Annotated in this window: 18 protein-coding genes; 9 read left to right on the top strand and 9 right to left on the bottom strand. The window is 71.1% G+C overall.

Translation table 11 applies throughout. The features are described from left to right. The first annotated feature begins 147 nt into the window (after window positions 1–147). The 3 genes from ACFY9S_RS01490 to ACFY9S_RS01480 all read left to right on the top strand — a co-directional run bounded on the left by ACFY9S_RS01490 (window position 148) and on the right by ACFY9S_RS01480 (window position 3,728). On the top strand, window positions 148–924 hold the full coding sequence (locus ACFY9S_RS01490; RefSeq protein ID WP_391122893.1) for a TetR family transcriptional regulator: 777 nt from the start codon (window positions 148–150) through the stop codon (window positions 922–924). 86 nt (window positions 925–1,010) lie between these two features. Next, window positions 1,011–1,250, top strand: coding sequence for a heavy-metal-associated domain-containing protein (locus ACFY9S_RS01485; RefSeq protein ID WP_062926958.1), 240 nt, complete (start codon window positions 1,011–1,013; stop codon window positions 1,248–1,250). Window positions 1,251–1,487: 237 nt separating this feature from the next. After that, on the top strand, window positions 1,488–3,728 hold the full coding sequence (locus ACFY9S_RS01480) for a heavy metal translocating P-type ATPase (RefSeq protein ID WP_391121296.1): 2,241 nt from the start codon (window positions 1,488–1,490) through the stop codon (window positions 3,726–3,728). 668 nt (window positions 3,729–4,396) lie between these two features. Here ACFY9S_RS01480 and ACFY9S_RS01475 read toward each other — a convergent pair. Both ACFY9S_RS01475 and ACFY9S_RS01470 read right to left on the bottom strand, forming a co-directional pair. Continuing rightward, window positions 4,397–5,686 (bottom strand): citrate synthase, encoded by a 1,290-nt coding sequence (locus ACFY9S_RS01475; protein WP_102908209.1) that lies wholly within the window; start codon window positions 5,684–5,686, stop codon window positions 4,397–4,399. A 178-nt stretch (window positions 5,687–5,864) separates the two neighbouring features. Continuing rightward, window positions 5,865–8,144 carry an ATP-dependent RecD-like DNA helicase gene (locus ACFY9S_RS01470; RefSeq protein WP_391121292.1) on the bottom strand — a complete coding sequence of 760 codons (2,280 nt, stop codon included), beginning with the start codon at window positions 8,142–8,144 and terminating at the stop codon, window positions 5,865–5,867. 241 nt (window positions 8,145–8,385) lie between these two features. Here ACFY9S_RS01470 and ACFY9S_RS01465 point away from each other — a divergent pair, with 241 nt between their 5' ends. From ACFY9S_RS01465 to ACFY9S_RS01455, 3 genes are all read left to right on the top strand, one after another. Beyond that, the gene (locus ACFY9S_RS01465; RefSeq protein WP_391121289.1) at window positions 8,386–8,622 is read left to right on the top strand and encodes a hypothetical protein; all 237 of its coding nucleotides are present in this window, start codon (window positions 8,386–8,388) and stop codon (window positions 8,620–8,622) included. A gap of 53 nt (window positions 8,623–8,675) precedes the next feature. Further along, window positions 8,676–8,846 (top strand): hypothetical protein, encoded by a 171-nt coding sequence (locus tag ACFY9S_RS01460; RefSeq protein ID WP_180989447.1) that lies wholly within the window; start codon window positions 8,676–8,678, stop codon window positions 8,844–8,846. Between the two features lie 115 nt (window positions 8,847–8,961). Then, window positions 8,962–9,492, top strand: a complete 531-nt coding sequence (locus tag ACFY9S_RS01455) for a GNAT family N-acetyltransferase (protein ID WP_391121286.1) — start codon at window positions 8,962–8,964, stop codon at window positions 9,490–9,492. Here ACFY9S_RS01455 and ACFY9S_RS01450 read toward each other — a convergent pair. The 6 genes from ACFY9S_RS01450 to ACFY9S_RS01425 form a co-directional block, all read right to left on the bottom strand. Continuing rightward, complete coding sequence (locus ACFY9S_RS01450) at window positions 9,446–9,958, bottom strand: hypothetical protein (RefSeq protein WP_391121283.1); 513 nt, start codon at window positions 9,956–9,958, stop codon at window positions 9,446–9,448. The genes ACFY9S_RS01455 and ACFY9S_RS01450 overlap by 47 nt on opposite strands. 264 nt (window positions 9,959–10,222) lie before the next feature. Next, entirely contained in the window at window positions 10,223–10,612 is a 390-nt protein-coding gene (gene rbsD / locus ACFY9S_RS01445) for a D-ribose pyranase (protein WP_391121281.1), read from the bottom strand. Further along, window positions 10,609–11,511: a PfkB family carbohydrate kinase gene (locus ACFY9S_RS01440; RefSeq protein ID WP_391121278.1), complete on the bottom strand. Its 903-nt coding sequence runs from the start codon at window positions 11,509–11,511 to the stop codon at window positions 10,609–10,611. The genes rbsD and ACFY9S_RS01440 overlap by 4 nt, the downstream gene beginning before the upstream one ends. Before the next feature lie 76 nt (window positions 11,512–11,587). Further along, the gene (locus ACFY9S_RS01435; protein ID WP_391121275.1) at window positions 11,588–13,537 is read right to left on the bottom strand and encodes a substrate-binding domain-containing protein; all 1,950 of its coding nucleotides are present in this window, start codon (window positions 13,535–13,537) and stop codon (window positions 11,588–11,590) included. Beyond that, entirely contained in the window at window positions 13,527–15,065 is a 1,539-nt protein-coding gene (locus ACFY9S_RS01430) for an ATP-binding cassette domain-containing protein (protein WP_391121272.1), read from the bottom strand. Before ACFY9S_RS01430 ends, ACFY9S_RS01435 begins: the two co-directional genes overlap by 11 nt. Next, window positions 15,062–16,081, bottom strand: coding sequence for a substrate-binding domain-containing protein (locus ACFY9S_RS01425; RefSeq protein WP_391121269.1), 1,020 nt, complete (start codon window positions 16,079–16,081; stop codon window positions 15,062–15,064). Before ACFY9S_RS01425 ends, ACFY9S_RS01430 begins: the two co-directional genes overlap by 4 nt. Before the next feature lie 227 nt (window positions 16,082–16,308). Here ACFY9S_RS01425 and ACFY9S_RS01420 point away from each other — a divergent pair, with 227 nt between their 5' ends. Then, window positions 16,309–16,674 (top strand): hypothetical protein, encoded by a 366-nt coding sequence (locus tag ACFY9S_RS01420; protein ID WP_391121266.1) that lies wholly within the window; start codon window positions 16,309–16,311, stop codon window positions 16,672–16,674. Window positions 16,675–16,756: 82 nt separating this feature from the next. Beyond that, window positions 16,757–17,404, top strand: coding sequence for a dihydrofolate reductase family protein (locus tag ACFY9S_RS01415; RefSeq protein ID WP_391121264.1), 648 nt, complete (start codon window positions 16,757–16,759; stop codon window positions 17,402–17,404). Window positions 17,405–17,441: 37 nt separating this feature from the next. Here the strand turns inward: ACFY9S_RS01415 and ACFY9S_RS01410 are convergent, their stop codons facing one another. Then, window positions 17,442–18,242, bottom strand: a complete 801-nt coding sequence (locus tag ACFY9S_RS01410; RefSeq protein WP_391121261.1) for an MBL fold metallo-hydrolase — start codon at window positions 18,240–18,242, stop codon at window positions 17,442–17,444. Between the two features lie 86 nt (window positions 18,243–18,328). On the opposite strand from ACFY9S_RS01410, the gene ACFY9S_RS01405 reads away from it, so the two are divergent. Beyond that, a complete protein-coding gene (locus ACFY9S_RS01405) occupies window positions 18,329–18,922 on the top strand; it encodes an ABATE domain-containing protein (RefSeq protein WP_391121258.1) in 594 nt (197 codons plus the stop codon). The last annotated feature ends 2 nt before the right edge of the window (window positions 18,923–18,924 follow it).

Below are 18,924 nucleotides of genomic sequence, written 5' to 3'. Positions count from 1 at the left end.
CAAACACGAGAGATCGCTCGCATTTCTGCCGACCCCAGAATGCGAGCGACCACTCGCGTTTGTCAATCGCGTTCTGAGACCTGGGGATAACGCGTGCCCGAGAAGACCGAGAAAGCCGGAACCGAGACGACGACGTCCGAGACGGCCATGGCGGCCGGGACACCGGTGAACGCCGGGACCGCCGGAACGACTCGGACCGCCGGAACGACGGGGGCCACCAAGACCAAGGCCGCCGGGACAACCGGCACGACCGGGACGACCGGAACCACCGGCACGACCGGGACCACAGCGGCAACCGGGGCAGCGGCGGCCGATGAACGGCCGCGCCGTCGCCAGGCCCGCGGTGAGCGTCGGATCGCCCAGCTGCTCGAAGCCGCCGCCCGGGTCTTCGCCACGACCGGCTACACGGCCGCCAGCACCAACGCGATCGCCCGCGAGGCGGGCGTCTCCCCGGGGACGCTGTACCAGTTCTTCCCGAACAAGGAAGCGATCGCGATCGAGCTGGGCAGCCGGCTCATGCACGAGATGCGGCAGTCGTACGACGAGGTCCTCACCCCGATCACCGCCGACGCGACCCCACTGGAGGAGGTGATCGCCGGGACCGTCGACCGCTTCATCGAGTTCAACTGCCGCCACCCGGCCTTCTTCGCGCTGATGCACGGCCCCGACGTCCCGGGCCGCATCGCCGAGGAGCACGAAGCGCTGCACACGACGCTGGTCGCCCGGGTCGAGACGATCCTCGCCCCGTTCGCACCCGCCGCGCCCCCGGCGGCCGTCACCCGCACCGCCCAGATGTGCTTCGGCATCTACAAGGCCGGCCTGGAGCTGATCCTGGCTCATGAGGGCGACGAGCGGGACGCGTACGTGCAGGAGCTGAAGGGCGCTCTCGTGCGCTACCTGGAACCCCTCATGGGGACGTCGTGAACTGATACCCCCTGGGGGTACAGTTGGAATGTGCGGGTCCCTCAGCGGACCCCACAGCCCCACATGCCTCGACGAGGAGTAACGACATGACCGCCCAGACCGACACCACGGGCCCCGTCACCACCGTCTTCAAGGTGAGCGGCATGAGCTGCGGCCACTGCGAGGGCGCGGTCTCCGGCGAGATCTCCCAGATCTCCGGCGTGAGCTCGGTGACGGCCGTCGCCAAGACCGGCGAGGTCACCGTCGTCTCCGCGGCTCCGCTCGACGACGAGGCCGTACGCACCGCCGTCGACGAGGCCGGCTTCGAGCTGGCCGGCCGGGCCTGAGCCACCCGTCCGGCGCGCGGCCGTACCCGAGCCCCCGGTCCGGCACACACAGCCGGGCCTGAGCCACCCGATCCGGTACACACGGCCGGGCCTGCGCCACCCGGGGTGCGGCAGTCCGCGAGGTCTGAGACGCGCCGCCCATGGCACTCGTACCCGTGTACGGGCCGTACGCCGCCGCCCCGGCCCGTGCGGCCCGTTCCGCTCCCCGGGCGCCCGCATCTCCAGGAGTCAGAGGACATGACCAGCACCACCGCCAAGGCACCGGCCGACCGCGAGCCGGCCCTCGCCGAGGCCGAGCTGCTCATCGGCGGGATGACCTGCGCCTCCTGCGCGGCCCGCGTCGAGAAGAAGCTCAACCGCATGGACGGCGTCTCCGCCACGGTGAACTACGCGACGGAGAAGGCCCGGGTCACCTACCCCGCGAGCGTCGAGGTCGCCGATCTCATCGCCACCGTGGTGAAGACCGGGTACAGCGCCGAGGAGCCCGCACCCCCGCGGGAGGAGGCCCCCGAAGGCGAGGAGGAGGACCCCGGCCTCACGGCCCTCCGGCAGCGCCTGACCGTCTCCGCTCTCCTCGCCCTGCCCGTGATCCTCACGGCGATGGTGCCGGCGCTCCAGTTCGACAACTGGCAGTGGCTCTCGCTCACCCTCGCCGCACCGGTCGTCGTCTGGGGCGGGCTGCCCTTCCACCGGGCGGCCTGGACCAACGCCCGGCACGGCGCCGCCACCATGGACACGCTGGTCTCCCTCGGCACCCTGGCCGCGTTCGGCTGGTCCCTGTGGGCGCTGTTCCTCGGCGACGCGGGCATGCCGGGCATGCGGCACCCCTTCGAGCTCACGGTCTCGCGCGGGGACGGCGCCTCCTCGATCTACCTGGAGGTCGCCTCCGGCGTCACCGCGTTCATCCTGCTGGGCCGCTACCTGGAGGCCCGTTCCAAGCGCCGCGCGGGAGCCGCGCTCCGGGCGCTGATGGACCTGGGCGCCAAGGACGTGGCCGTGCTGCGGGACGGCCGCGAGGTGCGGATCCCGGCGCAGCGCCTCGCCGTCGGCGACCGGTTCGTCGTACGGCCCGGCGAGAAGATCGCCACCGACGGCACGGTCGTCGAGGGGGCCTCCGCCGTGGACGCCTCGATGCTGACCGGCGAGTCGGTGCCGGTGGACGTGAGCGCGGGGGACGCGGTCACGGGCGCGACGGTCAACGCCGGCGGGCGGCTGGTCGTCGAGGCCACCCGCGTCGGCGCCGACACCCGGCTCGCGCGGATGGCGAAGCTGGTGGAGGACGCGCAGAACGGCAAGGCCGAGGTGCAGCGGCTCGCCGACCGGATCTCCGGGGTCTTCGTGCCGGTGGTCCTGCTGATCGCCGTCGCCACGGCCGGGGCCTGGCTCGGGCTGACGGGCGACGTCGTCGCCGCGTTCACCGCGGCCGTCGCCGTGCTGATCATCGCCTGCCCGTGCGCGCTGGGCCTGGCCACCCCGACCGCCCTGATGGTCGGCACGGGCCGCGGCGCCCAGCTCGGCATCCTCATCAAGGGCCCGGAGGTCCTGGAGTCCACACGCCGGGTCGACACGGTCGTCCTGGACAAGACCGGCACCGTCACCACGGGCCGGATGACCCTCCAGGAGATCCACCTCGCCGAGGGCGCCGACGAGAAGGAGGTGCTGCGGCTGGCGGGCGCCGTCGAGCACGCCTCCGAGCACCCCGTCGGCCGTGCGATCGCGCTGGGCGCCGAGGAGAGCGCCGGGCGGCTCCCGGAGGCCGAGAGGTTCGAGAACGTGCCCGGACGGGGCGTACGGGGGTACGTGGAGGGCCGTGACGTCGCCGTGGGGCGGCTCTTCGACGAGCTGCCGCCGGAGCTGGCCCGCGCGCGGGACGAGGCCGAGCGGGCCGGGCGTACGGCGGTCGTGGCCGGCTGGGACGGGACGGCGCGGGCCGTGCTGGCCGTCGCGGACGCGGTCAAGGAGACCAGCGCCGAGGCCGTGCGTGAGCTGCGCGCCCTGGGACTCACGCCGGTGCTGCTGACCGGGGACAACCGTGCGGTGGCCGAGACGGTGGCGGCGGCCGTGGGAATCGGGCAGGTGGTGGCCGAGGTGCTGCCCGAGGACAAGGTCGACGCGGTACGGCGACTGCAGGCCGAGGGGCGGGTCGTCGCCATGGTGGGCGACGGCGTCAACGACGCGGCCGCGCTCGCCACCGCCGATCTGGGCCTGGCCCTGGGCACCGGCACGGACGCGGCGATCGAGGCGGGCGATCTGACTCTGGTCCGCGGTGATCTGCGGGCGGCCGCGGACGCGATCCGGCTGTCGCGCCGGACCCTGGCCACGATCAAGGGCAATCTCGTGTGGGCCTTCGGCTACAACGTGGCCGCGCTGCCGCTGGCCGCTGCGGGCCTGCTGAACCCGATGATCGCGGGGGCCGCGATGGCCTTCTCGTCGGTCTTCGTCGTGACGAACAGTCTGCGACTGCGGACATTTCGGTGAAGTCGCCGGAATTCGGCCCACGTTCACAGCGAACGGGATTTGACCCCCTCTGGAGTCCCGGGCCCGGCTCACATAAGCTCTTCACAAGGCGCGCGCATCATCCTTACGCTTGGGCCTCGAACGGCATATCCGGGCTCTTGCGCATCTACCGGACATACGCAAGAGACGCAGATCACAGTGATGTGAACGTAACCATCGAAGGGGTTCGAAGGTCTAAGTTGACGATGTCAGGGAGCGTCTTGGGGGGCGCCGTCTGACATCCGGAGATGTCTTGGGGGACTTCTCCGGTTGGGGGTGCCTCCCTGCTCGAACGGTTGAGAGCTTGGGGGAGCGTTGCCGGGGCACGTACACCGGGAAGCTTTGAGCGGCCCTCCCGGGCGTGCGCTGTCCCGGCAGATCGCACACCACCGCAGTACCGCAGTACGACGAGTTCTGCTCGTTCTGCTCAACAGCGATTCAGGCGCTGTCCTCACAGACGCCCGGCCGGATCCCGTGGGGGGAATCCGTACCGGGACTGGGAAGGCGCCCTGGACGTCGGCCCGTGGGGGGACCGACGCCGGGGCGCCTTCTTCATTGCGTAGGAATGCGTAAGAAAGTCGCGCGAGAGATCAACGCGAAAGCCCCCGCACCCGGCAAGCGGATACGGGGGCCGAAGCGGGTGCTGCGCCTCAGCGCTCCTCGACGGGAACGAAGTCGCGCTCGACCACGCCCGTGTAGATCTGGCGCGGGCGGCCGATGCGGGAGCCGGGCTCCTTGATCATCTCGTGCCACTGGGCGATCCAGCCCGGCAGCCGGCCGAGGGCGAACAGGACCGTGAACATCTCGGTCGGGAAGCCCATGGCCCGGTAGATCAGGCCGGTGTAGAAGTCGACGTTCGGGTAGAGGCTGCGCGAGACGAAGTAGTCGTCGGAGAGCGCGTGCTCCTCCAGCTTCAGCGCGATGTCCAGCAGCTCGTCGGACTTGCCCAGCGCCGACAGCACGTCGTGCGCGGCGGCCTTGATGATCTTGGCGCGCGGGTCGAAGTTCTTGTAGACCCGGTGGCCGAAGCCCATCAGGCGGACGCCGTCCTCCTTGTTCTTCACCTTGCGGATGAAGGAGTCGACGTCACCGCCGGCGTCGCGGATGCCCTCCAGCATCTCCAGCACGGACTGGTTGGCACCGCCGTGCAGCGGGCCCCACAGCGCGTTGATGCCGGCGGAGATCGAGGCGAACATGTTCGCCTGCGAGGAGCCCACCAGGCGGACCGTGGAGGTGGAGCAGTTCTGCTCGTGGTCCGCGTGCAGGATCAGCAGCTTGTCGAGGGCCGAGACCACCGTCGGGTCCAGGTCGTACTCCTGCGCGGGGACCGAGAAGGTCATGCGGAGGAAGTTCTCCACGTAGCCGAGGTCGTTGCGCGGGTAGACGAACGGGTGACCGATCGACTTCTTGTACGCGTACGCGGCGATCGTCGGAAGCTTCGCGAGCAGCCGGATCGTGGAGAGGTTGCGCTGACGCTCGTCGAAGGGGTTGTGGCTGTCCTGGTAGAACGTGGACAGCGCCGAGACGACCGAGGACAGCATGGCCATCGGGTGGGCGTCACGCGGGAAGCCCTTGTAGAAGTTCTTGACGTCCTCGTGCAGCAGGGTGTGCTGCGTGATGTCGTTCTTGAACACCGAGAGCTCGTCGACGGTCGGCAGCTCGCCGTTGATCAGCAGGTAGGCGACCTCCAGGAAGGTGGAGCGCTCGGCCAGCTGCTCGATCGGGTAGCCGCGGTACCGCAGGATGCCCGCTTCGCCGTCCAGATACGTGACGGCGGATTTATACGCGGCCGTGTTGCCGTAGCCGCTGTCCAGCGTCACCAGACCGGTCTGGGCGCGGAGCTTTCCGATGTCGAAGCCCTTGTCACCGACGGTGCTGTCGATCACCGGGTAGGTGTACTCGCCGTCGCCGTACCGCAGTACTACAGAGTTGTCGCTCACGTCTTCCCTCACCGACGTTGTGCCTCATCTTCGAGGTGCCCTGACTGTCTCTACCATCCCCCACTTGGCTCAGGAGAGTGCACTCGGGGTCGACCATCGGGCCTATTGACGGCACTGAGTGCCGCCAACTTGCTCATCCTGCCCCCTGTGTTCCCCTTCCGGAAGGGTCTTGTGACCTTCACGACTCGTTTGATCGATCATTTTTCGTTGAACCGAGCCGGAAGTCGAGTGCCGTGCACCGCCGGCCCGCCGAAATCGTGCGCACCGCCTGGCCGATCGCCCTGCGCGAACCGACGAGGACGACCAGCTGCCTGGCCCGGGTGACCGCCGTGTAGAGCAGGTTGCGCTGGAGCATCATCCAGGCGCCCGTGGTGACCGGGATGACGACCGCCGGGTACTCGCTGCCCTGCGAGCGGTGGATCGTCACGGCGTAGGCGTGGGCCAACTCGTCGAGCTCGTCGAACTCGTACGGCACCTCCTCGTTCTCGTCCGTGAGCACCGTCAGGCGCTGGTCGACCGGGTCGAGCGAGGTGACCACGCCGACGGTGCCGTTGAAGACACCGTTCTCACCCTTCTCGTAATTGTTGCGAATCTGGGTGACCTTGTCGCCGACGCGGAAGACCCGTCCGCCGAATCTCTTCTCCGGCAGGTCGGGCCGGCCCGGGGTGACGGCCTGTTGCAGCAGGCCGTTGAGGGTGCCGGCGCCGGCCGGGCCGCGGTGCATGGGGGCGAGGACCTGGACGTCACGGCGCGGGTCCAGACCGAACTTGGCCGGAATGCGGCGGGCAGCCACATCGACGGTGAGCCGGCCGGCGGCCTCGGTGTCGTCCTCGACGAAGAGGAAGAAGTCCTTCATGCCGTCCGTCACCGGGTGTTGGCCGGCGTTGATCCGGTGCGCGTTCGTCACCACGCCGGACTGCTGGGCCTGCCGGAAGACCCGGGTGAGGCGGACCGCCGGGATCGGGCCGCCGTCGGCCAGGAGGTCCCGCAGGACCTCGCCCGCGCCGACACTGGGCAGCTGGTCCACGTCCCCCACGAAGAGCAGGTGCGCTCCCGGCGGGACCGCCTTGACCAGCTTGTTGGCCAGGAGCAGGTCCAGCATGGACGCCTCGTCGACCACCACCAGGTCGGCGTCCAGCGGATGGTCCCGGTCGTAGGCGGCGTCGCCCCCCGGCTTGAGCTCCAGCAGGCGGTGGACGGTGGAGGCCTCGGCGCCGGTGAGCTCGGACAGGCGCTTGGCGGCCCGGCCCGTGGGGGCGGCGAGCACGACCTTCGCCTTCCTGGCGCGGGCCAGCTCCACGATCGAGCGGACCGTGTAGGACTTGCCGCAGCCGGGGCCACCGGTGAGGACGGCCACCTTCTCGGTCAGCGCCAGCTTGACGGCCGCCTCCTGCTCCGGGGCGAGATCGGTGCCCGTGCGCCCCTTGAGCCAGCTCAGCGCCTTGTCCCAGGCCACGGTCCTGAAGCCCGGCATGCTGTCCTCGCCGGTGCGCAGGAGGCGCAGCAGCTGGGCGGAGAGGGAGAGTTCGGCGCGGTGGAAGGGGACGAGGTAGATCGCGGTGACCGGTTCCCCGCCGTCGGGGCCCGGCACTTTCTCGCGGACGACGCCGGGGTCCTCGCCGTCCTCGGGGGGTTCGGCCAGTTCGGCCAGGCATTCGATGACCAGGCCGGTGTCGACCTGGAGGAGCTTCACCGCGTCCTTGATCAGCTGCTCCTCCGGGAGGAAGCAGTGGCCCTGGTCGGTGGACTGGGACAGCGCGTACTGCAGGCCCGCCTTGACGCGCTCGGGGCTGTCGTGCGGGATGCCGACGGACCGGGCGATCTTGTCGGCGGTGAGGAAGCCGATGCCCCAGACATCGGAGGCGAGCCGGTACGGCTGGTTCTTCACGACCGAGATGGAGGCGTCGCCGTACTTCTTGTAGATGCGCACGGCGATGGAGGTGGAGACCTCGACCGTCTGGAGGAAGAGCATGACCTCCTTGATGGCCTTCTGTTCCTCCCAGGCGTCGGCGATCTTCTTCGTGCGCTTGGGGCCGAGGCCGGGGACCTCGATGAGCCGCTTGGGCTCCTCCTCGATGATCTGGAGGGTGTCCACGCCGAAGTGCTGTGTGATGCGGTCGGCGAAGACCGGCCCGATGCCCTTGACCAGGCCGGAGCCGAGGTAGCGGCGGATGCCCTGGACGGTGGCCGGCAGGACCGTCGTGTAGTTCTCGACGTGGAACTGCTTTCCGTACTGCGGGTGGGAACCCCAGCGGCCCTCCATGCGCAGGGATTCGCCCACCTGCGCGCCGAGCAGCGCGCCGACGACCGTGAGCAGGTCTCCCGCGCCTCTGCCGGTGTCGACCCGGGCGACCGTGTAGCCGTTCTCCTCGTTGGCGTACGTGATGCGTTCCAGTACGCCTTCCAGCGTGGCCATGCGCCGCTCGCCCGCCTGGGCGGCCCCCGCCTGATCGGTCATGATCCGACGGTACCGCCCGGGTCCGACAGCGTGGCGGGGGCGGAGCGGCCGGCGGCCCTCGCATAAAGCGACCGATCAGTATGCGGCCAAGGCTTCACCTTTCACGGCGAGTTCACAGAAGAGACCGAAGCTTTACAGTTCAAGCATCCCGGCCGCCCCTTTTGTGATCCTTTCCCGTGGAAGAATTCAGGGGTTCGTCAAATTGGGGGGCGGATCCGATTCCGGAGCGACCGTGATGCCGATGCGTTCCCCAGGCCCGAGCGTCCCTGTGCGCGCGTACACGGCGGGCACCCTCCTCGTCGGCCTGTGCGCCATCAGCACGTTGCCGCTGCTCGTGATGGCCCCGGCGATCTCCGGGGAGCACGCGGTCGTGGCTCCCGGACCTTCCGCTCCGGACGGGAACACCCCCGGCTCCCCTCCGCTGCACCGGGCGCCCGCGCCGGAATTCCGCCCGCTGCCCAGCCCGGGGCCGGGCTGATTTCCGGCCAGGCCCTTTGCCTTCTCCCCCGCCCCGAATGACGACGAGGAACGATGTCACCCCAGGCCCAGAGCGTCGCCCTGTGGATCATGTCCCTGGCCATCAACATCACGGCGGCGTGCGCGGGGATCGTATGGGGCTTCGAGGCCTTCGCGCAGTTCCTGCTGCCGGCGTTCGGCTCGGTGGTGGGGGCGTCGATGGTGAGCTACAGCCTGCGACGGTGAGAACGCCGCGGGAGCGGACGAACCTCGGCACCGGACGCCTTCGGAGAACGGCCTCGCCCGTACCTCGCGGAAAGCCGATTGCCGCTCGCGTTCCGACTGGCTAGCGTCCGTTTCCATGCCTCCGACGCTGCGCACCCCGCGCCTGCTCCTCACCCCCTACGCCCCGGGCGACGAAGAGGACTTCGTCGCCCTGTTCCAGGACCCCGGGGTCTCCCGGTGGATGGGGGACGGGCCCTCTCCCGAGGCGGACGACCGGGCCCTGTTCGGGCGGATCTTCAGCAAGGTCTACGCACAGGACCTCTTCGACGTGTGGGCGGTCCGGCGCGACGGGCGACTGGTCGGGCACGCGGAGATCAAGCGGACCGACGAGGCGGACGGGCACGAGATCGTCTACGCGCTGTCCCCCGGGGCCTGGGGAAGCGGACTCGGGACGGAGCTCGCCGAGGCGCTCGTGGCGTACGGCTTCGGGACGCTCGGGCTCACCGAGGTGCACGCCACCGTCGCCGCGGAGAACGAGGCCTCGCTGCGCCTGCTCGGGCGGATCGGGTTCGCGCACGTGCGCGACATCGAGGAGGACGACGGTGGTCTCACCCGCGTGCTCACAGCCGTCCGAAGACCACTGAGCGCCACGTCCAGCCCGCTGTGAGGACGGCGTTTCTGAGGGGGTCGCGCAGCTCCGCGCCGTCGAAGCGCCAGGTCTCCGTCGCTTCGAGCCGGCCGTTCGCCCCGCGGCCGATCGTGTAGTGGCGGGTGACGGTCCGGTCGGGCCCGCGCGTGTACCGCCCGGAGATCTTCAGCCGCGGCGGGTCGCCGACCCGGGTGACCTCCCGCCCCTCCTCGACGACACGCACGGCGTGGGTCTCCGGGACCAGGCGCATCCGGAACCGGACGGCGCGCGTCAGCTGCGACCGGGCGAAGAGGGTCTGCCAGGCGGGATCGGCCGTTCGCCACTCCGCGACCAGGTCAGCGCTCCCGGCGGCGCCGTTCCGGATGACGTACGGCACGTCTGGCCGGCCCAGGCCGAGCAGGGCCGTCCGCACCTCCTCGGCCGGACGCGGAGCGACACCGTCGGCGGGGCGGATCGTCCCGGTCAGCTTGTCGAAGAGGCTCATGGTGTCAACCTAGGGCGGCCGTCACGGCCCCGGCGGGGGCCCCTCAAGAATCCGGCAAGAATTTCTTACGTTGCCGTGCAACCCTTTCCGCCCTCCCGGGGTCGTACTAGGCGTCAGGACTCTTGGAGGGGGATCCGGGGGGATCGCGGGGGTTCCTGACGGGAGGGGAAAAGCCGAGGGGCCCGGTCGACGGACCGGGCCCCTCGAAACCGTCCGGAAGCCTTTCACGGGTGAACGGGTGCCGAGCGGCTGTCGGCACGGGTGTCAGAAGAAGACGCCGCACCTCAGCAGGACGTTCGCGTACGGCCGTGCCTCACCCGTGCGGACGATCAGGCGGGCCCCCGCCGAGAGCTCCTTGAGCCGCTCGTGCGACACCAGGCGCAGCCCGGGAAAGTGCCCCTCCAGCAGCGACCATGCCGGCGGGTTGGCCTCCCGCAGCTCCTGCGCCGCCGTCGCCCCCTCGACCACCAGTTCGGCCAGCAGCCCGTCCAGTACCTCGGCGAACGCCGGCACCCCTGCCCGGAAGGCCAGGTCCACCACCCGAGGGCCGTCGGGGATGGGCATGCCCGCGTCGCACACCAGCACCCCGTCGCCGTGCCCGAGTTCGGCCAGCGCACCGGCGAGGTGACGGTTCAGTATTCCGCTCTTCTTCACCGGGCGGCGACCTCCGCCGCCGTCGGGAAGGACGCCTGTGCGCCCTTCTTCGTCACGGTCGCGGCCCCCACCCGCACCGCGTACGCCGCCGCCCGGGCCAGGGACTCGCCCGCGCCCAGCCGCCAGGCCAGCGCGGCGGTGAAGGAGTCGCCCGCGCCGGTGGTGTCCACCGCGTCCACCTTCACGGCCGGGACACGCGAGACGCCCTCCGCCGACGCCACCAGGGCGCCCTGTGCGCCCAGCGTCACCACCACCGACCTCGGGCCCTTGGCGAGGAGGATCCGCGCCCAGTCCTCGGGGGTGTCCCCGACGGCCGAGTCGCCGAGGATCACCTTCGCCTCGTGCTCGTTCACGATGAGCGGGTCGCAGGCCGCCAGCACCTCCCGCGGCAGGGGGCGCGGCGGCGAGGGGTTCAGTACGAAGCGGCTCTCCGGCGCCAGGCTCCGTACGGTCTCCACCACCGTCTCCAGCGGGATCTCCAGTTGCGCCGACACCACCCGGGAGCCCTGGAAGAGACAGCCGGCCGCGCTGACGTCCTCCGGGGTGAGACGGCCGTTCGCGCCGGGCGAGACGACGATGCTGTTGTCCCCGGACGGGTCGACCGTGATCAGCGCCACACCGGTCGGCGCGCCGCCCACCAGAACACCCACCGTGTCGACGCCGGCCTCCCGCTGCGAGTCCAGCAGCAGCCGGCCGTGCGCGTCGTCGCCGACCCGGGCCAGCAGCGCCGTACGGGCACCGAGCCGGGCGGCGGCCACCGCCTGGTTCGCGCCCTTGCCGCCCGGGTGGACGGCCAGGTCGGAGCCGAGCACGGTCTCGCCGGCACCGGGCCGGCGCTCCACCGAGATCACCAGGTCGGCGTTGGCCGACCCGACGACCAGGAGGTCGTAGTCGTTCATGAGTTGCTCCCCACGTGAGTGACATGGCCGGGCGGTCCCCCCACGCTGTGGACAACCGCCCGGCCGTTCCCCGATGTCAGCCGCTGAAGCCGGCCACGTTCTCCTTCGTGACCACCTTCACCGGCACCTTCACCGTCTCCTCGACCTTCTCGCCCTTCAGGGCCCGCAGGGCGTTGTCCACGGCGATCTTCCCGAGCTGGGACGGCTGCTGCGCCACCGACGCGTACAGCGTGCCGCCCTCGACCGCCTTCAGTCCGTCCGGCGTGCCGTCGAAGCCGACGACCGAGACCGACTTTCCGGCCTTGGAGCCCAGGGCCTTGATCGCGCCGAGGGCCATCTCGTCGTTGGCGGCGATGACGCCCTGGACGTCGGGGTGGGCCTGGAGCAGGTTCGACATGACGTCGAGGCCCTTGGTGCGGTCGAAGTCGGCGGGCTGCTGGGCCACGACCTGGATGCCCGGGAAGGCCTTGAGGCCGTTGGCGAAGCCCTGCGCGCGCTCCCGGGCCGCGGACGTGCCGGCCTGCCCCTGGAGGATCACGATCTTGCCCTTGCCGCCCAGCTTGTCGGCGATCGTCTTGGCGGCGAGTTCACCGCCGGCCACGTTGTCGGAGGCGACCAGGGCGTCCACCGGCGCCTTGTTGACGCCCCGGTCGACCGCGATGACCGGGATCTTCGCCTTGTCCGCGGCCTTGACGGAGTTGCTCGCCGCGTCCGAGTCCACCGGGTTGACGATGATCGCGCCGAGTCCGGAACTGGTGAAGTTCTGCAGCTGGTTGGCCTGCTGGGAGGCGTCGTTCTGGGCGTCCGTGACGGTCAGGTCCACGCCTCGCTTCTCCGCCTCGGCCTCGGCGCCCGCCCGGATCTGCACGAAGAAGGGGTTGTTGAGGGTGGACAGCGACAGGCCCACCTTGGGGCTGCTCGTGGCGGAGGAGCCGTTGTGCAGGAAGGACGTCGCGCCGACGATCGCGACGGTGACCACGGCCGCGAGCCCGTACGTCGCCGCCTGCTTGCCCCTGCCTCCCTGGGAAGCACCGGACACCGGGGTCGCCCCCGCCTTGCGCCGCAGCGTGTCGAACAGCACCGCGAGCGCGATGACGACACCGATGACGACCTGCTGCCAGAACGCGGACACGTTCAGCAGGTTCAGCCCGTTGCGCAGCACGGCCAGGATCAGCGCGCCGATGAGCGTGCCGGAGGCCTTGCCGGTACCGCCGGCGAGGGAGGCGCCGCCGATGACGACGGCGGCGATCGCGTCCAGCTCGTAGCCGTCGGCGGCCTGGGGCTGCGCGGAGGAGAGGCGGGCGGCGAGGACGACACCGGCGACGGCGGCGAAGACACCCGAGAAGGCGTAGATGGCGAGCTTCTGCTTCTTGACGCGCAGGCCGGAAAGGCGCGCGGCCTCCTCGTTGCCGCCGATCGCGTACATGGAGCGGCCGATGTAGGTCCGGCCGAGCACGGCGGCGGCGATCAGGCCCATGACGATCATCACCAGGACCGGCACCGGCAGCCAGCCGCCGAGGGTGTCGCCGAGGTGGGAGACCGAGTCGGGGAAGGCGATCGGGGAGCCCTCGGAGATGACGAGGGACAGGCCGCGGGCCACGGACAGCATGGCCAGCGTGGCGATGAACGGCGGCAGCTTGCCGTAGGAGATCAGGATGCCGTTGACCAGGCCGCAGACGATGCCCGTCGCTATGGCGAGGAGGACGGCGAGGAAGACCGGCACACCCGCGGAGGTGGCGCTCCAGGCGAGGACCGTGGCGGACAGCGCCGCGACCGAGCCGACCGACAGGTCGATGCCCGCCGAGACGATCACGAACGTCACGCCGAAGGCGAGGATGGCGGTCACGGCCGCCTGCACGCCGACGTTGAGGAGGTTGTCGGTCGTCAGGAAGTCGCCGGACAGCGCCGACATCGCGATGACGAGGACGATGAGCGCGGTGAGCGCGCCGTTGTCGAGCAGGAGGCGGCGCAGGCCTCCCGAGGCGCCACCCGCGCCCGTCGTGCTCTTGAGCGTGTCAGTGGCCACGGGAGGCCTCCGTTCCGGTGGTGATCGGGTTCGTGGTCGCCGGGGTGCTGACGGCGAGTGCCATCACGGCGTCCTGGGTCGCCTCGTCGGCGGAGAGTTCACCGGCGATCCGGCCCTGGGCCATCACCAGCACCCGGTCGCTCATGCCGAGCACCTCGGGCAGGTCGCTGGAGATCATCAGGACGGCCGCGCCGGCGGCGGTGAGTTCGTTGACGAGCTGGTAGATCTCGACCTTGGCGCCGACGTCGATGCCGCGCGTCGGCTCGTCGAGGATGAGCACCTTGGTGTCGGCGAGCAGCCACTTGCCGATGACGACCTTCTGCTGGTTGCCGCCGGAGAGGGTGCGCACGTGCTGGCCGAGTCCGGCCATCCGCACGCCGAGCTGCTTCGCGATCCGCTCGGCGGCCTCGCGCTGGCCCCTGAGGTCGACGAGCCCGCCGCGCGTGGCCGACCGCAGCGTCACCAGCCCGAGGTTCTCCTCGACCGAGGCGTCCAGCACCAGGCCCTGGCCCTTGCGGTCCTCGGGGACGAGACCGATCCCGGCGGTCATCGCCGCGTTGACGTCGTACTTGGCGATCGGGGCGCCGGACACCTTCACGGTGCCCCTGTCGTACGCGTCGGCCCCGAAGACCGCCCGGACGACCTCGGTACGGCCGGCGCCGACCAGCCCGGCGATGCCGACGACCTCACCGGCGTGCACCTCGAAGCCGACGTCGTGGAAGACGCCGTCGCGGGTGAGTCCCTCGACGGACAGCAGGGCTGCGCCGCGCTCGGCCCGCTCGCGGGGGTACTGCTGCTCGATGGAGCGCCCGACCATGAGCCGGACCAGCTCGTCCTCGGGCGTGGAGGCGGGCACCTGGCCGACGCTCTTTCCGTCCCGGATGACCGTCACCCGGTCGCCGAGCGCGGCGATCTCCTCCAGGTGGTGGGTGATGAAGACGATCCCGACGCCGTCCTCGCGCAGCGTGCGCACGATCGCGAAGAGCTTGTCGACCTCCTCGGAGGTGAGCACGGCGGTCGGCTCGTCCATGATCAGCACGCGGGCGTTCAGGCTGAGCGCCTTGGCGATCTCGACCATCTGCAGGCGCGCGATGCCGAGGTCGCGGACCCGCGCACGGGGCGACACGGAGACGCCGACCCGCTTGAGCAGGACCTCTGCGTCGGCCTCCATCCGCTTCCGGTCGATCATCCCGAAGCGGCGCGGCTGGCGTCCGAGGAAGATGTTCTCGGCGACGGTGAGATCGGGTACCAGGTTGAACTCCTGGTAGATGGTGGCGATCCCGAGCCGCTCGGAGTCCTGCGCGCCCTGGATGCGCGTCTCCCGGCCGCCGACCAGGATCCGCCCGGCGTCGGGGGTGTAGGCGCCGGAGAGCATCTTGATGAGGGTGCTCTTGCCGGCGCCGTTCTCACCGAGGAGTACGTGCACCTCGCCGCGGCGCAGGTCGAAGTCGACGCCGTCCAGCGCGACCACGCCCGGGAAGGTCTTCCGTATGCCCTCGATGCGCAGCAACTCGTCCGCGTCGCTCACGTCGTGCTCCTTTGCACTGGGGTGGAGTTCTCGCCGCACGAGCGGCGTACGACGAGACGGGCGGGGAGGGTGACGGACTCGCCGGGCCGCCCCTCGATGCGGTCGACCAGGGCCCGTACGGCGGCCCGGCCCAGCTCGCCCGTGGGCTGGGCGATCGCGGTGACCGGCGGATCGGTGTGCACGAACCACCGGATGTCGTCGAAGGCGGCCAGCGCCAGGTCGTCCGGTACGCGCAGGCCACGCGCGCGTACGGCGTCCAGGGCGCCGAGCGCCATCAGGTTGTCGGCGGCGAAGACGACCTCGGGCGGTTCGGCCAGGTCGAGGAAGCCCTCGGTGACCAGCCGGCCGCTCTCGGCCTGGAAGTCGCCCTGCCCCGTGTAGGCGTCGGGCAGTTCGAGCCCGTACGCGCCGAGCGCCTCGCGGAAGACCTCCACGCGCTCGCGGCCGGTCGTGGTCGCAGCCGGGCCCGCGATGATGGCGAGCCTGCGGTGCCCGAGCCCGTACAGATGCGCCACGAGGTCCCGTACGGCACCCCGCCCGTCCGACCGCACCACCGGCACGTCCACGCCCGGGATCCACCGGTCCACGAAGACCATGGGCGTCCCGGCCCGTGCGGCGTCCAGCATCAGCGGCGAGCCGCCGTCCGTCGGGGAGACGAGCAGCCCGTCGATCCGCCGATCCAGCAGGGTGCGTACGTGGTGGTCCTGGAGGTCCGGCCGCTCGTCGGCGTTGCCGATGATGACGCTGTAGCCGAGCGCACGGGCCTCCTCCTCGACGGAGCGGGCCAGTTCGGTGAAGTACGGGTTCATCACGTCGCTGATGACCAGGCCGAGGGTGCGGGTCTGGTCGGTGCGCAGGGAGCGGGCGACGGCGTTCGGGCGGTAGCCCAGGGTCTCGACGGCGGCCAGCACGCGGGTGCGCGCGTCGGCGCTGACCGACGGGTGGTCGTTCAGGACGCGCGAGACCGTGGCGACGGAGACACCGGCCTCGGCAGCGACGTCCTTGATGCTGGCCACCGCCGCTCCACCTCCTCGTGGATCAGTCGGGGAGCACGGGCGAGTGCTCGTGGAATCGATTACATCGACGGGAGCATGGAATCGATTACACGCGTCTGAATCAAGCCCCCGGCGGTACCTCTTGACCGGATCGTGATGTCGCGGGGCGCGGCCGGACGGGCCAGGCTGGAGGTACGGGGGTTTCACGAGGGGCGTTCGAGGCCCTGGCGGGCCGGAGCGGAGGAACCATGACGGCTGCGACCCGGAACGACGTACCTGTCGCCCTCCAGGGCGACGGAGTGGAACTGCGCACCAAGCCCATCGGCGGCGGCCTCTCGGTGGGGTACATCACCCTCCCCCGGGGCACGGACATGGGCCCGGCCCTCAAGGGACTGCCCGACGACGCCTGCCAGTGCCCGCACTGGGGCTACCTGCTCAAGGGCCGGATCCGGGTGCGCACGACCGCGGGCGAGGAGGAGTACGAGGCGGGGCAGGCGTACTACTGGGGCCCCGGCCACGTGCCGGTGGCGCTGGAGGACAGCGAGCTGGTGGAGTTCTCGCCGAGTGAGGACTTCCAGCAGGTGATCGACCACGTGGTGGCGCAGGCCGGGTGAGCCGGGGAAGACCGTCGGGTCCGTGCCGATGAGTTTCGCCGACCCGGGCGGTCTCCGTCTCGTCGACCTCAGGAGGAGCGCCGTGACCCAGCTGCTGCGCGTGCAGAATTTCAACGTCTCGAGTGACGGATTCGGGGCCGGTGAGGGCCAGAGCCTGGAGCGGCCGTTCGGCCACGCCGACCCGGGGACGATGTTCGCCTGGGCCGGCGCGACCGCGAGCTGGCCGAACCGCACCGACCCGGGCGGGAGCCGCGGCCTCGACGACTACCTGGTGCGCGACTTCCACCACGACATCGGCGCCGAGATCATGGGCCGCAACAAGTTCAGCCCGCAGCGCGGCCCCTGGCAGGACCACGAGTGGCAGGGCTGGTGGGGCGACGAGCCCCCGTTCCACACGCCGGTGTTCGTGATGACGCACCACGAGCGCCCCTCGTTCACCCTCTCCGACACGACGTTCCACTTCGTGGGCGGGGATCCCGCCGAGGTACTCGCCCAGGCGCGCAAGGCGGCCGGGGGCAAGGACGTCCGGCTCGGCGGCGGGGCGATGACCGTCCGGGAGTTCCTGGACGCCGGCCTGGTGGACACGCTGCACGTGACCGTTTCGCCCGGCGTGGTGCTCGGATCCGGCTCACGGCTGTGGGAGTCGCCCGAGGAACTGCTGGACCGTTTCCACCGCGATGTCGTGCCGAGTCCGAGCGGGGTGGTTCATCACCTGTTCTGGCGGAAGTAGACGCGCGATCCGCTCCGCTCGGCGGAAGGGCCGCAGGTCAGGCGCCCTTGCCCCAGTCCAGCCGGTCGGCGAGCCCGGCTGCGGTGAAAGCGGCTTCCAGCGCGTCGCCGCCTTCGGTGAAGTGGGCCCAGCTGTCGTAGTGGACGGGGACGACGCGGCGGGCGCCGAGGATCTGCGCGGCCTCGGCGGCCATCGCGCTGTCCAGGACGATGACCTGGTTGTCGAAGAGGACGGGGAAACGGGGAGCACCGGCGAAGAGCACGGCGGTGTCGACGGGGGCGAAGCGGCCGGCGATCTCACGGACCGCATCCAGTGAGGCGTTGTCGCCGCTGACGTAGACGGTGGGCAGGCCCTCGCCGGTCAGGACGAAGCCGACGACCTGGCCGGCGAGCTGCTCGACCTGCTCGCGCGGGCCCGGGCCGTGCAGGGCGGGGACGCCGGTCACGGTGACGGTGCCGCCGCCGGGCCGGTCCAGCTCGACGGACTCCCAGTCGGCCAGGCCCCTGACCCTGTCCCCGAGGCTCTCGCGCAGGCGCTCGCCGCCGCCGGGCGTGGTCAGGGTCAGGGGTATGCCGGCGAGCAGGGCCCGGCCGGAGGTGTCGAGGTTGTCGGGGTGCTCGTCGTGAGAGAGCAGGACCACGTCGACGCGGCCGAGGTCACCCGGGCTGCCGGCGGACGGCGCGGTCTTGGTCAGGAGCGGACCCTCGGGACGGCGGTAGTCGCCTGGGGCGTCGAAGGTCGGGTCGGTCAGGAAGCGCAGGCCGCCGTACTCGAAGAAGGCGGTCGGGCCGCCGAGGACACGGACGGGGAAGTCGGTCGTCACGGGCAGGGAGGACATGAGGCACCTCACGGATAGGAGTGGTTGAACCGTGAGACGACCGTAGCCGCTTCTCACGGATACAAGCAAGCCGTACCATGAGAAGCATGGAGGAGTCCGTGACTGAGCAACCCGCCCCGCCGCCCGCACAGGGCGAGGAGGAGCACCCCTCGCTCGCCCTCGCCAACACCGCGATCGCCCTGCCCGGCGGGCGCACGCTGGACCTCCTGGGCACCCCCGCCCGGACGAACCACTGGCTGACCCAGCGCGGCCTCGCCCCCGTCGACGCCGGCATGCGGGAGATGTGCGCGGCCCAACTGAGGTCGCTGCGCGAACAGATCAGGTCGCTGTTCGCCGCCCGCGCCGACGGCGTACCCGCCCTGCCCGCGGCGGTGACGGCCATCAACGACGCGATGACCAGGGTTCCGACGGCCCCGCTGCTGCGGTGGGACGACAAGACCGGCCCCTGCCGGACCGCCCCCCACCCCACCACCGCGATCGTCGACCTCGCGCTGGCGACCCTCGCCGCCGACGCCGCCGATCTGCTCACCTCCCCCGCGGCCGAGCGCCTGACCGCCTGCGGTTCCCCGCCCTGCAACCGCTACCTGCTCCGTCACGGCCGCCGCCACTGGTGCTCCACCCGCTGCGGCGACCGCGCCCGCGCGGCCCGCGCGTACGCCCGACGCACCGAGCAGCGCTGACA

The sequence above is a fragment of the Streptomyces sp. NPDC012474 genome (assembly GCF_042955185.1).
In the GTDB taxonomy this organism is placed as follows: domain Bacteria; phylum Actinomycetota; class Actinomycetes; order Streptomycetales; family Streptomycetaceae; genus Streptomyces; species Streptomyces cahuitamycinicus.
The sequence above is the reverse complement of the archived record's forward strand: the minus strand, read 5'-3'. Positions and strand labels throughout refer to the sequence as shown.